Below are 18,100 nucleotides of genomic sequence, written 5' to 3'. Positions count from 1 at the left end.
TAAAAAAAAACTAACCCGAGTGTAGGACACAGGTTAGTCGATTGGAATATATATTTTAAAATATTGATACAGAATCTCATCCTCGCAAGTCGATTTTAATAAGATAGCGATGATATCCCCACTACAATGAAACGGATACGCAGTGAAGATTTCCTTAATCGCATGAATTAGAACTTTGTTTTCAGTATACGGGATCTTAACTTTTAAATAAGTTGTAAAAACACGACAAGAATCTATACGAATAAATCGTTCATCAACTGCTAACTGTAAAAAATCTAGTGCAGTTTGTGAAATCCCCAAACACCAGTGATAACTAAAATCCTCCGTCTTTAAATTAGACTTTGGAATATATAATAACGACTCTGTAATTGGGGCATGATCAATTAAATTAATTTCTCCGATTAAACTATGGTGTTCTTCAATTAATCTTTTATTATCACTCTGGATTAAAATATATCGAGTTGGCATCATTTCAATGAACCATTGATTTAATCTTTCATCACATTCTACACTCGAATCATATAAATCTATCGCCAACTTTTGTTGTAATTTTAAATTTTCAATTTCAACTTGAAGAGAGTCAATATGCTTTGATAGCATCTCATTTAGTTTTGTATTATCAATTCCTTTAACTAAGTCAGAAGTATCCTTAATCGAAAAACCTATATTACGAAATTTTTTAGATTGAATCAATCTTCCAAACTGCCCAAAATCATAATAACGATAATTAGTTTCATGGTCTTTCGTTGGAATAATTAAATCAAATTTTTCATAATGCTTTAATAAATGAGGAGACACTCCCATTGTCTTAGTTAATTGTCCAATCTTATAATTCTCCATAACTTCCCCTTAAAAAATATTTGTCAAATGATATGCACTTCATTTTATCAAAAGATAAGAGGAATTGCTATAAAACCTATCTTTTAATCGATATTTCCAAGGGAATCTTGTTCATAACGATCTAAAAATAAATTCGTATTAATCAGATTTAACTGTTTATTCAGTGCAAAAATTAATAAAGAATCACGACGATTCTTAGCGTACAACTTATTAAATCCGCCAAGAGTCAAAGCTTTATTAGTCTCCTCAAGGGAAAAACCACCGCTAATACATAATTTTAAAATGGTATCGCGACTAGGAGATTTAGTTCCATTAAAAATCTGATATGCATAAGAACGTGAAATATCAGCTTGTTCAATCCACAAGCCTTTCTTTAAGTTTTTGTTTGAACGAATTTCCTCAAGATAATTGATAAACGTTAATGTGTTTTTGGGTAATTGAAGTTTTAAGTAGTCATCTAACATTTTCTCATCTTCAATAAAGTTTAATATTGTATCAAGCTCTGTCGTTTTTTTATCGCTCATATTCACACCTCAAATCACAAATTATATATTTACAGAAATAGTTTGATCGTTCCTAGGTCCTAGAAATTTAATTTAGTCAAAAGTTTTTACGCTGTTAAAAACTTACTTGGACTTGTATAGTATAATAGTATAATGAGTTAAACTTTAAATCAATGTTAAGGGGATTATATGGATCAACTAGAACAAGAATATCAAATTTCATTATATGAAACATTAGTTGAATTAAATCATTCACCTAAAAGTGACGTTTTACTTGTTCAAAATTCGTTAACAAGTAAAATTTATATTAAGAAAATTCTGAAAAATTATAATCTAGATGTTTATCGAAAATTACAACATATTAAAAATCGACATCTTCCAAAAATAGAAGAGATATTTGAATGTGAAGATTGTTTAATTGTTATCGAGGAATTTATCAACGGACGAACCTTACAAGAATATATGAATGAGCCGTTAGATGAAAGTTTTGCGATTAAATGTGGAATTCGCTTATGTGAAGTACTAGAAGTACTACACAATCAAAAACCCCCAATTATCCACCGCGATATTAAACCATCCAATGTCATGATTAGTGCAGACGGAGTTTTGAAACTGATTGATTTTGATGTATCGCGTGTTTACCAAAATAATCGCCAGCTCGATACACACATTTTAGGAACTAAAGGTTACGCTTCACCTGAGCAATTTGGATTTGAACAAACGGATGCACGCAGTGATATTTACTCGATTGGTGTGTTACTAAATGTATTAACAACTGGTGATATGTATCAAAAAAATCGATCTAAGATTGGGAGAATCATCGATAAATGTACGAAACTCTCACCGAATGATCGATATCAAAATGTGCATGAATTAAAGTCAGACTTATCCAAACTGATTCATAGGCCAATAGAACTAAAAGAATCATTAATTAGGCAACAAGTTAACCTATATTTATCTTGTTTAGACTTTTTAAACATTCTTCCTAACAAGGAACCTAAAAATCTTGTTTTAAAAGAAATTAGACAAATTCCAGGATACCGACGTGGAAATCTACTATTTGTCATTATTGCGACGCTTTGGTATCTGTTTTTAATATTTGGGGGAACTCAAGGTACTTCAATCATTACTTGGATTGAAAATGTATCACTCGTTATCTGTTTAATTAGTATGACGTTACTCAACAGTAATTATAAACAGCTTCAACAGAGACTTCCGGGTATAAAAGATAATTTATTGACTGGATTAATGGTTTATAATTTTATTATATTCATGATTTGGGGATTACTTAATGATTTTTTGAAACGCTAATTTTTTATATTAAACCAAAAGGGTCTGCTCCTAGCAGACCCTTTTGGTTTAGGTTATTTGTATAATCAATAGGTGTCATTTCAATTGATACTGATCTAATTAAGTTATATATCATCGCATAGAGAAGTAAAAAAACGAAGGAGGACCTGAATAATGGGAAAAATGATTAAATGTAAAACGTGTTCTAAAGAAATAGCATCTAAGGCTAAAGTATGTCCAGAATGTGGGGCGAAAAATAAAAAATCATTTTATAAAAAATGGTGGTTTTGGTTGATTATTTTATTTGTCATGATTGGAGCTTTCGGTGGGGAAGATTCATTAAATCATTCAGAATCAAATCAAACTATTGAACAAGAAGTGGATCAAGTAAATAAAGTAGAAGAGACTACTCAAAAAACAGAAAATACTACTCAAGTAGAGGAAAAAGTGGAAGAAAATATTCCAACAGAATACAAATCAGCCCTAAAAAAGGCAACAACATACAGCGATATCATGAATATGTCTAAGGCAGGAGTATACGATCAACTAACATCGGAATATGGAGAGAAATTTTCACCAGAAGCTGCCCAATATGCCATTGATAATGTGCAAGTTGATTGGAAAGAAAATGCATTAAAAAAAGCAACAACGTATAGCAATACCATGAATATGTCTAAAGCTGGTGTTTATGATCAATTAACATCAGAATACGGGGAGAAGTTTACAGCAGAAGAAGCACAGTACGCGGTGGATAATGTAAAAGCGGATTGGGAGGAAAATGCGTTAAAAAAAGCAGAAACTTATCAAAAAATGATGTCTATGTCTCCGAGCGCTATTTATGATCAATTAACATCAGAATATGGAGAGAAGTTTACAGCGGAGGAAGCACAATACGCAATTGATCATCTTCAATAACTCATAAATTTCTAGGAGCGTTTGACGCTCCTTTTTTTTGCTCTTTATTAATGAAAATATTATTTATCAAATTAATAGTTTGTCTGCTTGTAGCAGACCAATTTTAATTTGATTCTAGTTATAATAAAAGAGTGGTTCATATTCTAATTGCCTTTAAAAGTGTTTGGTGTGTAGTTGAAATGATTTTGTGGGGAAATCATTAATTAGTAGTTGTTATGTTATTTAAATTTCATTTGAGAGTCTATCTTATAGTTGTAAGGTAGGCTTTTTTTGTCGTTTATAAACAATAAAGGATGCAAGCCTTCAGATAATCTTGTAAAATGAATGAGAAAGTGAACGTTTAAAAAGAAAAGTTAGGAGGAGATTTTTTGTTACAGACAGTCCTCGCAGGTATCAAACCCATTAATCAAGAAACAAAGAAGTTAGCTAAAAAAAGAGTTGATTCATTAGCAAAGCCCCTAGGGAGTCTAGGTGAATTAGAACATCTTTCAATTCAAATCGCCGGAATTACAGGACGTGTTGTAAATAAGATTGAAAAAAAGTGTATTATCATAATGGCGGCTGATAATGGAGTGGTTGAAGAAGGCGTAGCATCAGCTCCACAACTTGTAACATTGGCTCAGACTAAAAATTTTATTAAAGGTAAAACAGGCGTTGCAGTTTTGGCAGCTCAAAATAAAGCTGATTTAATGGTGATTGATATTGGGATTAATTCTGACGAAATTATTCCAGGAGTCATTCATAAAAAACTTGCGAAAGGAACGCAAAATATTTATAAAGGGCCCGCAATGTCTCATGAAATGGCGGTTCAAGGGATTGAAGTTGGAATTGAAGCAGTTAAAAAAGCTAGAGAAAAGGGGTACCAATTACTCGGCGTGGGTGAAATGGGGATTGGAAATACCACAACCTCAGCTGCTGTCTTAAAAGGATTAACGGGGATTTCTGTGGATAAGCTTGTTGGAAAAGGTGGCGGAATTACGAAAGCTGCCTATGAGAAAAAAAAGCACGTCGTAAAACGAGCAGTTGAGTTAAATCAAGTAAATCCACAAGATCCAATTGATGTGATTGCTAAAGTCGGTGGATTTGATATTGCAGGAATGGTCGGTGTCTTTTTAGGTGCGGCTTATTACCAAATCCCCGTTGTCATTGATGGCTTTATTTCAGTTGTAGCAGCATTAGTGGCAACTAAATTAAATAAAGATGTAAAAGATTATTGCATTCCATCGCACAAATCAGAAGAAATCGGCTATAACATAGCGATTGAACAATTAGGATTGACACCTATGCTAAACCTTAGCATGCGTTTAGGGGAGGGGAGTGGTTGTCCCATTGCGTTTTCGGTGATTGAATTTGCAATGGCTATGATGAATAACATGGCAACATTTGATGAAGCGCATATTGATGATGATTATTTAGATGAAGTGCGGAATGAAGAAAGTTATAAAGTTTAAGGAGGCCGACTATGGAAATCGGATTAATTCATATTTATTGTGGGGATGGTAAAGGAAAGACAAGTGCTGCAATGGGACTTGGACTTAGAGCTGTTGGTCATGGGAAAAAAGTATTGTTAACACAATTTTTAAAAAGTAATAAAACAGGAGAATTAAAATCGATTGAGAAATTATCAGAATTTTTTCATGTTGTAAAAGGTGAGCCAGCTAAAAAATTTGTTTGGAATATGACAGAAGAAGAAAAAGCAATCGTAAAAATAGAACATACTAATCGTTTTAAAGCAGTCACCAAAAAGGCAGTCGAAGAAGACTATGATGTTCTCATTTTAGATGAATTGATTGCGACGGTTAATTTAGACTTTGTTCCTGTGCATTTGGTCGTTGATTTTTTAAAGAATAAGCCAACATCATTAGAAGTTGTCATGACAGGGCGTAATCCTAAAGTTGAATTAGTTGAACTTGCTCATTATGTATCTGAAATAAAGGCTGTGAAGCATCCGTTTACAGAAGGGATTCCCGCACGAGTAGGAATTGAAATATGATCATCCTTGTAGTAGGTGGAGCTAAAAGTGGAAAATCTGATTATGCTGAAAAAATAGCACAAATGCTACATGAAGGCGGAAATCTATATTATATTGCAACGATGAATCCTCATGATGAGGAAGATCAACAACGAATCAAAATTCATCAACAAAAGCGTGAAGGCCGCGCTTTTCAAACACTAGAAGCAAAGCGACAGCTTCATAAAATAATCGATACGATTAATCCACAGGATACTATCTTACTCGATAGCTTAACCTCGTGGATGACAAATGAAATGTTTGTAATGGCTGAGTTTTATCCAAATGTGAGTGTACAAATGCTAGAAGTCGTAAAAAAGATAAACACAAAACACCTTGTCATTGTGTCAGATTATTTGTTTAGTGATGCCATTCATTATGATGCGTACACCGAGACATTTCGGCGCGAACTAGGCTATGTAAACTGTGAAATCGCAAAATTGGCTGACGTTGTCATCGAGTGTGTTTACGGAAATACGATTGTCCACAAGGGAAAGGAGGCGCTTCATGAAAAGCTTATATTACGCACTTAATATGGCCATCAGTATGTTCACGATTATTCCACTACCGAAATATGAATGGGATGAATCATCGGCACGTCATATGATGAAACTTTATCCTTTCATCGGACTCATCATCGGAGGACTTTGGTACGTGGCGGCTTTGTTGTTAACCGCTCTTCAAGTCACGGAAACTTTAACCGCCTCTATCTTACTTGCCATTCCATTTTTACTGACAGGATTTTTACATCTAGATGGGTTCATGGATGTATGTGATGCCTTATTATCAAGACGTTCCCAAGAAGAAAAAATTCGAATATTAAAAGACTCTCGGGTCGGTGCCTTTGCTGTTATTTCTTTAGTCTTATTATTAATTTGTCAGTTTTCAGTACTTCAGACACTTCTAACACATCAACAATCCTTTCTGTTTTTCATTCTCATTCCGATTATTTCAAGAAGTCTTGTTGGATACTTTTTAATTACAAAGGAGACGATTAGTGAAAGCTATCTAGGAAAATTATTTAAACAAGGAACTGGGCGCCTTGACCTTCTTATCTTAAGCCTAATCTACTTCATCACCTTTTTGGGGAGCTATCTACTCGTTGGAATATTAGGGATTGCCGTTCCCCTTTTCATGGGAATCGCTGCTTTGCTACTTGTACGTAACACCCAAAAACAACTCGGTGGATTTAACGGAGATGTCGCGGGCTATATATTAGTTCTTTGTGAATTTATCGGATTACTAACCTTAGGAGTGATAAGATGAAACTCATAATTGGTGGCGCCTATAACGGAAAATTAAATTACGTAAAAGAAACATTAAGAGTAGTGGATGAAGATATTTGTTATATTCAAGACACCCTTGATTTGTCAAAATCAGTTCTATACGGAATTCACCACTTTATTTATCACAACGCCTTAAATGGCATCTCATCATTACCATTTTTTGAAGAGCATCTCGACGACTTAAAAACTAAAGTCATCGTTTGCGATGAAATCTCATCAGGCATCGTTCCATTAAAAAAAGAAGAACGATTTTATAGAGAGGAAGTAGGGCGCATCCTGCAATTTTTAAGTCGTGAAAGTAATAGCATTATTCGGATTTTTTGTGGTATCGAGGTGGTCCTTAAAGATGAATAATATGATTTTATATGTCATCAGACATGGAAAAACAAAAAGTAATGAACAACGACTTTACTGTGGAAAAACAAACGATGTTTTAAGCGAAGCCGGCATCAAGGAAATCAAAGAGAAACAAAAATGTTACAACTATCCTGTTTGTGCTAAAAACTTTACAAGTGGTGCAATTCGTGCGAATCAAACCTTTGAACTCCTTTATCCCCAAACCTTTTATGAGGTGCGTCCATTATTTTGGGAATATGATTTCGGTGAGTTTGAAGGAAAGTCGTATGACATGTTGAAAGATGATGCGCGCTATATCGAATGGATCATGGATGAAGAGGGAGCAGTTTCGTGTCCACAAGGAGAGTCAAAACAAGATTTTTATAAACGAATTTCAAAAGGACTTGAATTACTTGTGGATGAGTTGTTAGAAAGTCATGAATCAGAGGCTTTGTTAGTCTGTCATGGCGGTGTGATTGGAACATTACTTCATTTGTTTTATGATCAACGTAAACATTTTTATGAGTATCAACCCCGTTGTGGTGGCGGTTATAAATTACGTCTTACAAAAGAGACAAGTATTAAAATAGAGATATTAGAGGAGTTTTAGCATGTGGTCTTTAATGATTGGATTCGTCCTTGATGTCATCATCGGCGACCCACATAATCCATATCACCCGGTTCGAATCATTGGAAGTTGGGCGATGAATTTGGAAAGTGTATTTCGAAAAATAGATTCAAATAACCTTAAATTAGCAGGAGCACTTGCGTGGCTTTGTATTATTGTTCCGACCTTTTTAATCACGTTAATCATCGTTAAAATAGCGTTCTTTATCCACCCGATGGTCGGGATTTTAGTAGAAGGTATTTTAATTTATTTCTGTCTTTCAGCTAAAGGGCTGAAAGTTGAAGGACTTAAAGTGATTAAAACGTTAGAGTCCGGTGATATTGAAAAAGCGCGTCATCAATTATCATATATTGTCGGACGTGACACGGCATCACTTGATGAAACTTCAATTGTTCGTGCAGTGATTGAAACAGTGGCAGAAAATATGTCAGATGGCATTATTGCTCCGATTTTATTTGCAGGACTTGGTGGTGCGCCGCTTGCGATGGCGTATAAAGCAGTCAATACGTGTGATTCGATGTTTGGTTATAAAAATGAGAAATACCTTGAATTTGGTTTTGTTTCAGCTAAAATGGATGATTTATTTAATTATATTCCAGCTAGATTAACGGGCTATTTGATTATCATTGCATCATTTATTTTAGGATTAGATTATAAACAAAGTTATCAGATTTATCAGCGTGATCGTTATAATCATACCAGTCCAAATAGCGCACATCCAGAAGCTGCAGTAGCAGGAGCCTTAGGAATTAAGCTAGGAGGAGCGAATTATTATTTCAGTAAACTGGTTGAAAAACCGACGATTGGCGACGAAACAAAAGCGATTGAAATGAAAGATTTATATCAAACGAATATGATTTTAACAACGGTGAGTTTTTTAGGATTAATTGTTGCCTTATTAATTGGAGGAGTGGTGAGATGAACTTAGGCCATGGTGGAAACATTGCACAGATTGCGAGATTACACGGAATTTTTGAAGATAGCATCATTGATTTCTCGGCAAATATTAATCCTCTTGGACTATGTCCGAATGTGTTAGAGGCCATGATTCAATCATTAGATAACATTGTTCATTATCCTGATATCACGTACTATGATTTAAAACGGGCTATTGCGAATTATGAAAATATAAAGGAAGAACAAATCATACTTGGAAATGGAGCAGCAGAAGTGATTTTTAATGTTGTTCGTGCACTTCAACCTAAAAAAGCATTGTTGTTTGCACCGACATTTTCAGAGTATGAAGATGCCCTAAAATCGATGGAGTGTCAGATAGAGCATTATATTTTAAAAGAAGATTTTAAGTTAGAAGATGGTTTTATAGACGCGATAAAGGAAGGGATTGATGTTTTATTTATTTGTAATCCAAATAATCCAACCGGTGTTTTAACACCGAAAGAATTCATCTTAAAAGTTTTAAAGAAAGCAGTCCAAACTAAGACAAAAGTCGTCGTGGATGAATCATTTTTAGATTTTGTTGAGAACAAAGAAGACTACTGTATGATAAGTGATGTGAATCAATTTAAACAGTTGATCGTAGTTAAATCACTGACGAAGTTTTTCGCCTTTCCAGGTATTCGGGTGGGATATGGTGTTTTAAGTGATCAACATCTGATTGAACAAATCAATAAAATCGCGGTACCGTGGGCGATTAATACGGTCGCTAATTTCGGAGCTCAGGTGGCGTTAACTCAAACAGAGTATATCTCTAAAACTCTGACCTATGTTAAAGAAGAAAATGAATTCCTATACACAGCTCTTGAAAAATTTGACTCATTGACAGTGTATCGTGGGGCGGTAAACTTCTTATTTTTCAAATGTAAAGTGTCATTGGATTTGAAACAGGAATTATTAAAGGATGGGATTTTAATTCGTAGCTGTGATAATTATGTAGGGTTATCAGCAGGGTTTTATCGGGTTGCAGTGCGCACACGAGCAGAAAATTTAGCGCTAATTAACGCGTTAGAGGGCATTTTGATATGAAAGAAGTGCTAATTATTTTAGATGGTTTGATGGAAGAGCAGCTTGACTTTAATCCGACATCCTGGTGTGATTTTTCGGTTTTGAATCGTGATCTGGATAGTTTAAATTGTATTTTTAATCTGCTTGGTTATTCGTCTAATCAGTTTGAGATTGGTGAACGTGCCTATTACGAAGCTCTTGCAAATGGGATTTCTCTTCAGGAAAATGAAGTTGTATTAAGATGTAATATTGTACGAGTTGAGGATGGAAAATTAGTAGACTTTACTGGTGGAAGATTGCCGTCAAACATTGAAAGTATCCTTCAAGAAATTCACGTACCGGATGGAACGTTGTATGCGGGTGACACGTATAAAAATTTATTGCTTCTAAAAAATTTTTCCTCAGATATTAAGTTATACCCGCCACATTTTCATGTAGGTGAAGACCTTGATACTTTAATACCAAAGGATTGGCGACTTCAAAAACTGATGAAGGACTCTAAAGCTGTTTTTAATCAACACGGATTAAACGGTTGCATGCTATGGCCTTGGGGATTATCTACGGTGGTTCATCTTCCATCTTTTTATGATCGATATCAAAAAGTTGGAGCAGTGGTAAGTGGGATTGATTTAGTAGCGGGAATGGGATTAGCGCTTGGTATGAAATCAATTAAACCAAGCCTAGCAACAGGTTATGAAAATACAGATTTAGTTCAAAAGCTTGAAGTAGCCCTTTCTTTAATTCAAGAAGTGGATGTTTTAATTGTGCATATTAATGGACTTGATGAATTAGCTCATCAAAAAGATTTTGCGGGTAAGTTAGCCTTCTTAGAAAAAATAAATACCCAATTCATTTTACCGTTAGTCAATCAACTCAGTGATACAATGATTTATATAACATGTGATCATCGTACCGATTCTAAAACTGGGAAACATGAGGTAGGGAAGGTGCCGATGTGGGAAATAGTTTTAGAAAAATAAAAAAGACTGCTTTTCGTGGCAAGGAAAAGCAGTCTTTTTTTGATTAAAACATGGCAGTGAAAGAATTCAAAAAGGAATTCATTTCGGTTTGTAAAAATTCAAAACGTAAACATAAGAAGCAACACACACACCCAAAGGAAAATAAAGTAATAAAACTAAAGGAGTTTGTAAGATTAAGCCGTACCCCAGTAACTTAATCTTCTCTACAATGTATGGGAATAGTATTAGATTTAGAACTAAAATAAACTCTTTTTTGAAATTAATTTAGATGTTATGATGAGAATTGAAATGAGGGATAGGATGAGTAAATGGTGGATGATGATTTTAATAAGTATGCTATTAACAGGATGCACATCACAAGCTATTAAGTTGGATGATGAGAAGTTTTTAGAGTGTGTCGACGGTGATACGGTAGATTTTTCAATGTTTTTTCCTACTGATTGGGATATAGTATGGATCTTTCATCCATATACACCACTTGAAAAAGTTGAGGAAACAATTGGAACTCGTTTTAAGCATGAGACAGCGATTGAGTATTCAGATACTATTCATTTAGTTATAGCTCTAAAAGATGACCATGTGGTGAGTTATGCTGAGATTAGCCGCTTAGTTTATGATTTCAATACGGCAGAAACGTTAAAAATAACGAAGGAAAACCAATTACAAATCAATTGAGAATAAAGATTGGGTATGATTCATAAAGTGTTAGGTAATTGGCTATCATTAGACAAATTTGACAAATAGAAGTGTAACGACTATACTTGATTAGTCATGGACTCATAGCAGGTGATATGATCTTAATAAGGAATGAAGTGAAATTCTTCAACTATCTCAGTAACCGTGAAGCGGACAATGTCTTAGTGAGCCACTGCATCAATTGATGTGGGAAGGGAAGACGGCGGATGATGCAAAGTCGGGAGACTTGCCTGATATGCGAGTGCTATTATCCCCTGAGGATGGGATAATGGGATACGTACGTGATTTTACTTAAGTCATTAGGTAAAAGAATTTAATGTAGTCATACCTTAATGTGGTATGTTTTTTTATGTTAATTTCATACGTATCATATGAACCTCAAAATTTTAAAACTTGGAGGAGAAGTATGAAAAAGTTTAAACAAATCGTGTCATCATCTTTAGTGGCATTTGTTACAATGATGTCATTAGCAGGGTGTCAAACAGAAGCACCCGAAAACAAAGAAACAACTGAACAAACACAAACGCCAGTTGAGCAAGCACAAAACTCAGATGCAACATCTTCAAAAATGGTAGACCGTGAAGGAAATGAATTTGAAGCGCCAGTTTCGATTGAGCGCATTTTATCAACTGCACCATCTAATACGGAAGTATTAATTGCACTAGGATTAGCTGATAACCTAGTTGGTGTGGATAAATATTCAACAGATATCGAAGGAATTCCAGCAGATGCTGAAGTCATCGATTTTAGAAACCCAGATTCAGAAGCAATTATTGAAATGCAACCTGATATTATTATTGCATCAGGACATAACAAAGTAGGAGATGAAGATCCTTACGCTTTATTAAAAGAAGCGGGAATTACAGTAGTATATATCCCAAGTAGTGATAGCATTGAAGGAATTTATGAGGATATTGCTTTTATTGCGGATGTAACAAATAAAGAAACAGAAGGACAAGAATTAATTGATGAAATGAAACAAGAAGTAGCTGCTATTAAAGCCGTTGGTGATACCATCACAGATAAAAAAGCAGTGTACTTTGAAATTGGTTCATCATCAAAATTATATAGCTTTGGTCATTCAACATTTATTAATGAATTAATTGAAACAGTAGGCGCAACAAATATTTTAGCTGATGAAGAAGGATGGATTTCACCAAGTGAGGAAGCGGTTATTACAGCTAATCCAGATGTTATCTTGACAAATGAAACTTACTTAGATAATGCGACTCAATTAATTAAAGAACGTGCGGGATTTGAAACAATCACAGCGGTTGAAAATGATGCCATTTATTTAATCGATAAAAATGCCTCATCACGTGGTAGCCAAAACGTGATTAAAGCTTTAAAAGAAATTGCACAGGCTGTTTATCCTGAATACTATGCAAACTAATAAACGCAAACTTTTAATACTACTAGCGATTCCGTTAGTAGTATTAATTATATGTATCGGAACCATCATCGGAAGTTCGAACATTGACTTTCTTGATATCTTATCGATTATAGGGCATAAACTATTTAATCTCCCGCTACTCGAAAATATCCAAAATAAAGATGTCTCAATCATTTGGGTCATTCGATTACCACGGGTCTTACTCGCTTTTTTAGTCGGAGCCTCTCTCGCTGTTAGTGGAGCTGTCATTCAATCCATTCTAAAAAATCCACTTGCCTCACCTTACACACTCGGCGTCTCATCTGGAGCATCGCTTGGTGTTGGACTTTACATTATCCTAGGGTTTTCAATTCCATTGGTTGGGAATATGGCCTTACCTGTTATCGGGTTTATTTGTGGGTTAGCCACTGTTTTTTCAGTTATTTTATTCGCGAACAAAGTAGATCGTGGGCTCTCAAATAATACAATGATACTTGCTGGAATGGTATTTTCATTATTTACAAATGCCATGCTCACAACCATAACTGCTTTAAATAGTGAGAATATTACTCAAATAACGATGTGGCAAATGGGCTCATTTGCGATGCGGGGATGGCCCTATGTGAGAGCTATTATCCCATTTTTTATCGTCGGTCTTTTTATCGTTTTAAAATATTGTAAAGAAATGGACGTTTTAAGTTTCGGAGAAGATCAAGCAAAAAGCGTCGGAGTTGAAACCAAAAAAGTTAAAACAAACCTCATTGTAGCAGTTGCAATTTTAACTGGAAGTGCGATTGCTTTAAGTGGGACGATTGGTTTTATCGATTTAATCACACCGCATGTCGTAAGGAAACTGGTCGGTTCAAATCATAAATGGGTCATTCCAATGTGTATCGTTTTTGGTGGATCTTTCATGATGTTAACAGATTTAGTTGCTAGAACGATTATCTCCCCATCCGAACTTCCTGTTGGAGCTATTACCGCTTTAATTGGAGCTCCATTCTTTGCTTATCTATATTTCAGTAAGAGAAGTAGGTGAGTCAAATGTTAAAAATTAATCAACTCAATTGTGGATATGATGGAAAAATAGTTGTTAAAGACGTTAACCTACACATAAAAAAAGGTCAAACTCAATGTATTGTGGGGCCTAATGGTTGTGGAAAAACAACGATTTTAAAAGCAATTGCCAACCTTCTAGATTATGAAGGAGAAATTCTATTAGAAGGTCAGAATATTAAACACATCAAACGAAAGCATCTTGCTAAAAAGATTGCCTTCATTACGCAATCATCAGACCTTTATTTTCCTTATACCGTGTATGAAACCGTCTCACTAGGAAGATATGCTCATTCAACCGGACTGTTTTCCACACTATCAAAGCGTGATAAAGAGATTGTGCTCGATTGTATTAAACGAGTCGGATTAGAAGCGGAAAAGGATAAACTCATCAATGAATTATCAGGTGGTCAATTGCAGCGCGTTTATTTAGCACGCGCATTTGCTCAAGAACCTGACATCATTTTACTTGATGAACCGACGAATCATTTAGATTTAAAATATCAGATTGAAATTTTGGACCATATTAATCAATGGACAAAGGAGCAGGGAAAAACTGTGATTGCCGTTTTGCATGACCTGAATTTAGTTCAAATGTTTAGTGAAGAGGTCATCATGATTAAGGACGGACAAGTCGTGGCATCTGGTCTTTCAAAAGATGTTTTAGATGAAGAAAGATTACTTGATGTTTACGGAATTAATATCAAAAACTTTATGTTAGAAGCGTTAGAGAAATGGAGATAAGGTTATGAAATTTGTTATGTCATATAGCTGTGGAAAAGACAGTACGCTATCATTATATCGTATGATTAAAGCAGGACATGAACCGTTAGCTTTATTAATTACAGTGGATAAAAAGGTATGTCGTAGTTGGTTTCACGGTGTTCCTAAGCATCTACTTGAAGAAGTATCAAAGTCATTAAATATTCCGCTTTTATTGGTTGAAAGTATTGGGGATAATTATAAAGAAACGTTTGAAGAAGCACTAGGTAAAGCCAAAGAACAGGGCGCCGAGGCTTGTGTTTTTGGAGATATTGATTTAGAAGCCCATCGTACTTGGTGTACGGATCGTTGTGAAGCAGTTGGACTTGAGGCAGTCTTTCCTTTATGGTTAGAAGATCGTGAAGCGTTAACGCATGAATTTATTGATTTAGGGTTTACAACGGTTTTAAAAAATGTGAAGTTAGAATGTTTAGGTGAAGAATTTTTAGGCAAGGTCTTAACGAAAGAATTAGTTGAGAAAATTAAAGCAACGGGGTCTGATGCATGTGGTGAAAATGGTGAGTATCATAGTTTTGTCTATGATGGGCCATTATTCTCTTATCCTGTTTCATTTGAAGTTGGCGAAAATATTTTAACCGAGACACACGGTTATTTAGATATTAAGTAGGTAAACAACATGAAGACAAAACGAATCATGTTACTTGGAACAGCCTCATCAGTTGGAAAAAGTACTCTAGCGGCAGCGTTTTGTCGCTATTTTAAAAAGCAAGGATATAGCGTTGCACCGTATAAAGCTCTGAATATTTCACTTAATTCTTATGTGACAAAAGATGGCGATGAAATTGGACGTGCTCAAGTGGTACAAGCCGAAAGTTGCGAAATCGAACCGGTTGCAGACATGAATCCAATTCTAATGAAACCGAGTGTGGGTTATAAAACACAAGTCATTGTTCGAGGTAAAGTTCACTGTACGATGGATGCCTATCAGTATCATGACTTAAATAAATATTTAAAGGAACAGGCGGCACTAGCCTACAAACAGTTAGCACAAAATCATGACCTAATCGTTTTAGAGGGATCAGGAAGTTGCGCTGAAATTAACTTAAAAGCAACAGATATTGCAAATTTTCATACGGCAAAGATGGCAGATGCGCCCGTTATTTTAGTTGCTGATATTGATAAAGGCGGCGTTTTTGCCTCAATTGTTGGAACGATTATGTTGCTTGAGGAAGACGAGCGAGCACGTGTTAAAGGAATTATCATCAATAAGTTTCGCGGTAAAATCGAGTACTTTAAGGATGCGATGAAGCAAATTGAAGACCTGATTAACATCCCAGTACTTGGCGTCTTACCTTATTTTGAATTAGACATTGAAGAAGAAGACGGCGCAACGGACAGAGTTCAGACCAAAAGAGGGAGCGGTGTTGATATTGCGGTGATTCGACTTCCACACATGTCGAATTTTACAGATTTTAATGCTCTTAATCGATTGCCAGATGTCAGTGTCCGCTATGTCTTTAACCCAAGAGAATTAGAAGGGGCTCATTTAATTATCATTCCAGGAAGTAAAAATACGATTGATGATTTAATCTATTTAAAACAAAGTGGTTTTGCCAATGGAATTGAGTTTCAACGAACACAAGGAACCTTAGTTTTTGGAATTTGTGGTGGTTATCAAATGCTTGGCCAAATCGTTAAAGACCCAAAAGGTGTCGAAGGAAATCCGCGTGAGGAAGCGGGACTTGGCTTACTTGAAATGATCACTGAATTTAATCCGATAAAAACAACGAAACAAGTGTGTGGATTTGATTTAGATGGAAATCAAATCAATGGATATGAAATTCATAATGGCATGAGTTTCACAACGAATTCTGAAAACATCTGGATTAAAGATGAGAATGATGTCGTCCTTGGGATGAAAAATAAAGAAGGAAATGTCTTTGGAACCTACATTCATGGATTATTCGATGAAGGTGACTTTGCCCTCAAGTTAATCAATCAACTTAAACAAAAATTAAATCTAGAAATAAAAAATCAAATGAATTATAAAGATTATAAAATGTCACAGTACGATCAACTATGCGAGCTTTTAAAAGAGAATGTTGATATGGAATACATTGAAACCCTATTAAATTAAATCTATATTTTGAAGGATAGTTAATATCTATGGATTTGTTTTTTTAGAGTGAATTAACCAATTCAAGTCGAATAATATAAAGTCCAATTTAAAATAGAGCTTAATGAAAATACCTAAATGAAATGATAAATAGAGTTTTAATATTTATCCTCTGTCATTTAGGTGTTTTTTTATTTATGAAGCGATAAGAAATTGTTTAATGAGCTGATGTTCAGGATTCATATTTTTTGAAAGTATCTTAACATAACATTTTCAAATAGATACACACTATAATTAGGAACCATCAGCTTAAAAATAGGTGTTTTGATGAGTTCAAAATTAATGTTTTATTTTAATAGAAAGATGGGATTGAAAAATATGTGTACAGGACTTAGCTTAGTTACAAAAGATAATAAGCATTTATTTGGACGAAATTTAGATGTACCCGCTACATATGGACAAGCTGTTCATATTGTTCCAAGAAATTATGATTGGTTCAATATTGTGAGTGATGAAACATATACGTCAAAGTATGCTTGTATTGGGATGGGAATTGTTGTGGATCGTCTTCCCCTTCTTTTTGATGCAGTTAATGAAAAAGGATTAGCAGGTGCCGGGTTAAATTTTACGCATTTTGCTAAGTTTAACGAAAAAGCTGTTGATGGAAAAACGAATATTTCAGGTTCAACTTTCTTATACTGGGCATTAAGTAATTTCTCAAATTTAGATGAATTAAAAGAAGCTTTAAAACAGTTAATTATTACGAATATTCCAGTTAAAGAAGGGCTTCCTGTTGCAGGACTTCACTGGATGTTTACAGATTTAAGTGGAAAAAGTATTGTCATTGAGTACATGGAAGATGGAATGCACGTATACGACAATCCAGTAGGAGCCTTAACAAATGATCCAACTTTCCCTTGGCATTTAACAAATCTATGCCAATATGTAACATTAGATACAAAAACTCCAGCACCAAAACAATTTGGAGAATATGTTGCTAAACCATTTGGTCATGGGCTTAATATGTGTGGAATTCCAGGAGATGCTTCTCCAGCTGCACGATTTGTTCGAACAGTCTATTTCCGTGATACAGTTGTCGAAGCAGATGATGAAGTCAGTGGTGTTTCAGCATTCTTCCAAGTGCTAACAGGTGTTACCGTCATAAAAGGAAGCGAAATTGATCCAAATGGAGATATGAATTACACTGTCTATAAATCTTGTATGTGCCAAGAATCAGGAACATACTACTACACAGATTATAAAAACCGTCGTATTAGTGCCGTTTGCTTATCAAAAGCCGACCTAGATGGAAAAGAAATCATCAGCTTTGAATATCAAGGTAAACAAGATATTTTATTCCAAAACTAAATCAGATAAATAAAAAAA

20 protein-coding genes and 1 riboswitch are annotated in these 18,100 nt (G+C 34.8%); of the genes, 18 read left to right on the top strand and 2 right to left on the bottom strand.

The genetic code is table 11. From position 1 onward, the window contains the following. Positions 1 to 33: 33 nt before the first annotated feature. Both HMPREF9402_RS02375 and HMPREF9402_RS02370 read right to left on the bottom strand, forming a co-directional pair. A complete protein-coding gene (locus HMPREF9402_RS02375; protein ID WP_006784189.1) occupies positions 34 to 840 on the bottom strand; it encodes a MerR family transcriptional regulator in 807 nt (268 codons plus the stop codon). A gap of 83 nt (positions 841 to 923) precedes the next feature. Continuing rightward, on the bottom strand, positions 924 to 1,364 hold the full coding sequence (locus HMPREF9402_RS02370; protein WP_006784188.1) for a helix-turn-helix domain-containing protein: 441 nt from the start codon (positions 1,362 to 1,364) through the stop codon (positions 924 to 926). Positions 1,365 to 1,532: 168 nt separating this feature from the next. Here HMPREF9402_RS02370 and HMPREF9402_RS02365 point away from each other — a divergent pair, with 168 nt between their 5' ends. From HMPREF9402_RS02365 to bsh, 18 genes are all read left to right on the top strand, one after another. Then, positions 1,533 to 2,654, top strand: coding sequence for a serine/threonine-protein kinase (locus HMPREF9402_RS02365; RefSeq protein ID WP_009606355.1), 1,122 nt, complete (start codon positions 1,533 to 1,535; stop codon positions 2,652 to 2,654). A gap of 153 nt (positions 2,655 to 2,807) precedes the next feature. Next, complete coding sequence (locus tag HMPREF9402_RS02360) at positions 2,808 to 3,548, top strand: Ltp family lipoprotein (protein WP_009606364.1); 741 nt, start codon at positions 2,808 to 2,810, stop codon at positions 3,546 to 3,548. Between the two features lie 368 nt (positions 3,549 to 3,916). Next, the gene (gene cobT, locus HMPREF9402_RS02355) at positions 3,917 to 4,999 is read left to right on the top strand and encodes a nicotinate-nucleotide--dimethylbenzimidazole phosphoribosyltransferase (RefSeq protein ID WP_006784185.1); all 1,083 of its coding nucleotides are present in this window, start codon (positions 3,917 to 3,919) and stop codon (positions 4,997 to 4,999) included. Between the two features lie 11 nt (positions 5,000 to 5,010). After that, complete coding sequence (locus tag HMPREF9402_RS02350; RefSeq protein WP_009606366.1) at positions 5,011 to 5,541, top strand: cob(I)yrinic acid a,c-diamide adenosyltransferase; 531 nt, start codon at positions 5,011 to 5,013, stop codon at positions 5,539 to 5,541. Further along, complete coding sequence (locus tag HMPREF9402_RS02345) at positions 5,538 to 6,092, top strand: bifunctional adenosylcobinamide kinase/adenosylcobinamide-phosphate guanylyltransferase (RefSeq protein ID WP_006784183.1); 555 nt, start codon at positions 5,538 to 5,540, stop codon at positions 6,090 to 6,092. Before HMPREF9402_RS02350 ends, HMPREF9402_RS02345 begins: the two co-directional genes overlap by 4 nt. Further along, complete coding sequence (locus tag HMPREF9402_RS02340; RefSeq protein WP_009606367.1) at positions 6,067 to 6,825, top strand: adenosylcobinamide-GDP ribazoletransferase; 759 nt, start codon at positions 6,067 to 6,069, stop codon at positions 6,823 to 6,825. Before HMPREF9402_RS02345 ends, HMPREF9402_RS02340 begins: the two co-directional genes overlap by 26 nt. Continuing rightward, entirely contained in the window at positions 6,822 to 7,199 is a 378-nt protein-coding gene (locus tag HMPREF9402_RS02335; RefSeq protein WP_006784181.1) for a bifunctional adenosylcobinamide kinase/adenosylcobinamide-phosphate guanylyltransferase, read from the top strand. Before HMPREF9402_RS02340 ends, HMPREF9402_RS02335 begins: the two co-directional genes overlap by 4 nt. Further along, positions 7,192 to 7,791: a histidine phosphatase family protein gene (locus HMPREF9402_RS02330; protein WP_006784180.1), complete on the top strand. Its 600-nt coding sequence runs from the start codon at positions 7,192 to 7,194 to the stop codon at positions 7,789 to 7,791. The genes HMPREF9402_RS02335 and HMPREF9402_RS02330 overlap by 8 nt, the downstream gene beginning before the upstream one ends. A 1-nt stretch (position 7,792) precedes the next feature. After that, a complete protein-coding gene (gene cbiB, locus HMPREF9402_RS02325) occupies positions 7,793 to 8,731 on the top strand; it encodes an adenosylcobinamide-phosphate synthase CbiB (RefSeq protein WP_006784179.1) in 939 nt (312 codons plus the stop codon). Further along, entirely contained in the window at positions 8,728 to 9,792 is a 1,065-nt protein-coding gene (gene cobD, locus HMPREF9402_RS02320; protein WP_006784178.1) for a threonine-phosphate decarboxylase CobD, read from the top strand. The genes cbiB and cobD overlap by 4 nt, the downstream gene beginning before the upstream one ends. Next, positions 9,789 to 10,751 (top strand): phosphoglycerate mutase, encoded by a 963-nt coding sequence (locus tag HMPREF9402_RS02315; RefSeq protein WP_006784177.1) that lies wholly within the window; start codon positions 9,789 to 9,791, stop codon positions 10,749 to 10,751. The genes cobD and HMPREF9402_RS02315 overlap by 4 nt, the downstream gene beginning before the upstream one ends. Before the next feature lie 300 nt (positions 10,752 to 11,051). Then, positions 11,052 to 11,426, top strand: a complete 375-nt coding sequence (locus tag HMPREF9402_RS02310) for a hypothetical protein (protein WP_006784176.1) — start codon at positions 11,052 to 11,054, stop codon at positions 11,424 to 11,426. 92 nt (positions 11,427 to 11,518) lie between these two features. Beyond that, a riboswitch (cobalamin riboswitch) is annotated at positions 11,519 to 11,695 on the top strand. A 158-nt stretch (positions 11,696 to 11,853) separates the two neighbouring features. After that, the gene (locus HMPREF9402_RS02305) at positions 11,854 to 12,840 is read left to right on the top strand and encodes an ABC transporter substrate-binding protein (RefSeq protein WP_009606356.1); all 987 of its coding nucleotides are present in this window, start codon (positions 11,854 to 11,856) and stop codon (positions 12,838 to 12,840) included. Continuing rightward, positions 12,830 to 13,858, top strand: coding sequence for a FecCD family ABC transporter permease (locus tag HMPREF9402_RS02300; RefSeq protein ID WP_009606358.1), 1,029 nt, complete (start codon positions 12,830 to 12,832; stop codon positions 13,856 to 13,858). Before HMPREF9402_RS02305 ends, HMPREF9402_RS02300 begins: the two co-directional genes overlap by 11 nt. A gap of 5 nt (positions 13,859 to 13,863) precedes the next feature. Next, positions 13,864 to 14,619 carry an ABC transporter ATP-binding protein gene (locus HMPREF9402_RS02295; protein WP_009606365.1) on the top strand — a complete coding sequence of 252 codons (756 nt, stop codon included), beginning with the start codon at positions 13,864 to 13,866 and terminating at the stop codon, positions 14,617 to 14,619. A 4-nt stretch (positions 14,620 to 14,623) separates the two neighbouring features. Further along, on the top strand, positions 14,624 to 15,265 hold the full coding sequence (locus HMPREF9402_RS02290; protein ID WP_006784172.1) for a diphthine--ammonia ligase: 642 nt from the start codon (positions 14,624 to 14,626) through the stop codon (positions 15,263 to 15,265). 9 nt (positions 15,266 to 15,274) lie between these two features. Then, positions 15,275 to 16,735 carry a cobyric acid synthase gene (locus HMPREF9402_RS02285; protein WP_009606353.1) on the top strand — a complete coding sequence of 487 codons (1,461 nt, stop codon included), beginning with the start codon at positions 15,275 to 15,277 and terminating at the stop codon, positions 16,733 to 16,735. A gap of 306 nt (positions 16,736 to 17,041) precedes the next feature. Next, complete coding sequence (gene bsh, locus HMPREF9402_RS02280) at positions 17,042 to 18,082, top strand: choloylglycine hydrolase (protein WP_009606361.1); 1,041 nt, start codon at positions 17,042 to 17,044, stop codon at positions 18,080 to 18,082. Positions 18,083 to 18,100 lie beyond the last annotated feature (18 nt).

The organism is Turicibacter sp. HGF1 (assembly GCF_000191865.1).
GTDB classification, from domain to species: domain Bacteria; phylum Bacillota_I; class Bacilli_A; order MOL361; family Turicibacteraceae; genus Turicibacter; species Turicibacter sanguinis.
Note: the sequence above shows the minus strand (reverse complement) of the source record. Positions and strands in the feature narration are given on the sequence as shown.

Excerpts from the sequence above, each read along its gene's own strand:
- cbiB (WP_006784179.1), top strand. The coding sequence starts at position 7,793 with ATGTGGTCTTTAATGATTGGATTCGTCCTTGATGTCATCATCGGCGAC.
- HMPREF9402_RS02370 (WP_006784188.1), bottom strand. The coding sequence starts at position 1,364 with ATGAGCGATAAAAAAACGACAGAGCTTGATACAATATTAAACTTTATT.
- HMPREF9402_RS02315 (WP_006784177.1), top strand. The coding sequence starts at position 9,789 with ATGAAAGAAGTGCTAATTATTTTAGATGGTTTGATGGAAGAGCAGCTT.
- HMPREF9402_RS02350 (WP_009606366.1), top strand. The coding sequence starts at position 5,011 with ATGGAAATCGGATTAATTCATATTTATTGTGGGGATGGTAAAGGAAAG.
- cobD (WP_006784178.1), top strand. The coding sequence starts at position 8,728 with ATGAACTTAGGCCATGGTGGAAACATTGCACAGATTGCGAGATTACAC.
- HMPREF9402_RS02310 (WP_006784176.1), top strand. The coding sequence starts at position 11,052 with ATGAGTAAATGGTGGATGATGATTTTAATAAGTATGCTATTAACAGGA.
- HMPREF9402_RS02285 (WP_009606353.1), top strand. The coding sequence starts at position 15,275 with ATGAAGACAAAACGAATCATGTTACTTGGAACAGCCTCATCAGTTGGA.
- HMPREF9402_RS02300 (WP_009606358.1), top strand. The coding sequence starts at position 12,830 with ATGCAAACTAATAAACGCAAACTTTTAATACTACTAGCGATTCCGTTA.
- HMPREF9402_RS02360 (WP_009606364.1), top strand. The coding sequence starts at position 2,808 with ATGGGAAAAATGATTAAATGTAAAACGTGTTCTAAAGAAATAGCATCT.
- HMPREF9402_RS02365 (WP_009606355.1), top strand. The coding sequence starts at position 1,533 with ATGGATCAACTAGAACAAGAATATCAAATTTCATTATATGAAACATTA.
- HMPREF9402_RS02330 (WP_006784180.1), top strand. The coding sequence starts at position 7,192 with ATGAATAATATGATTTTATATGTCATCAGACATGGAAAAACAAAAAGT.
- HMPREF9402_RS02345 (WP_006784183.1), top strand. The coding sequence starts at position 5,538 with ATGATCATCCTTGTAGTAGGTGGAGCTAAAAGTGGAAAATCTGATTAT.
- HMPREF9402_RS02340 (WP_009606367.1), top strand. The coding sequence starts at position 6,067 with ATGAAAAGCTTATATTACGCACTTAATATGGCCATCAGTATGTTCACG.
- HMPREF9402_RS02335 (WP_006784181.1), top strand. The coding sequence starts at position 6,822 with ATGAAACTCATAATTGGTGGCGCCTATAACGGAAAATTAAATTACGTA.
- bsh (WP_009606361.1), top strand. The coding sequence starts at position 17,042 with ATGAGTTCAAAATTAATGTTTTATTTTAATAGAAAGATGGGATTGAAA.
- HMPREF9402_RS02305 (WP_009606356.1), top strand. The coding sequence starts at position 11,854 with ATGAAAAAGTTTAAACAAATCGTGTCATCATCTTTAGTGGCATTTGTT.
- HMPREF9402_RS02290 (WP_006784172.1), top strand. The coding sequence starts at position 14,624 with ATGAAATTTGTTATGTCATATAGCTGTGGAAAAGACAGTACGCTATCA.
- HMPREF9402_RS02295 (WP_009606365.1), top strand. The coding sequence starts at position 13,864 with ATGTTAAAAATTAATCAACTCAATTGTGGATATGATGGAAAAATAGTT.
- HMPREF9402_RS02375 (WP_006784189.1), bottom strand. The coding sequence starts at position 840 with ATGGAGAATTATAAGATTGGACAATTAACTAAGACAATGGGAGTGTCT.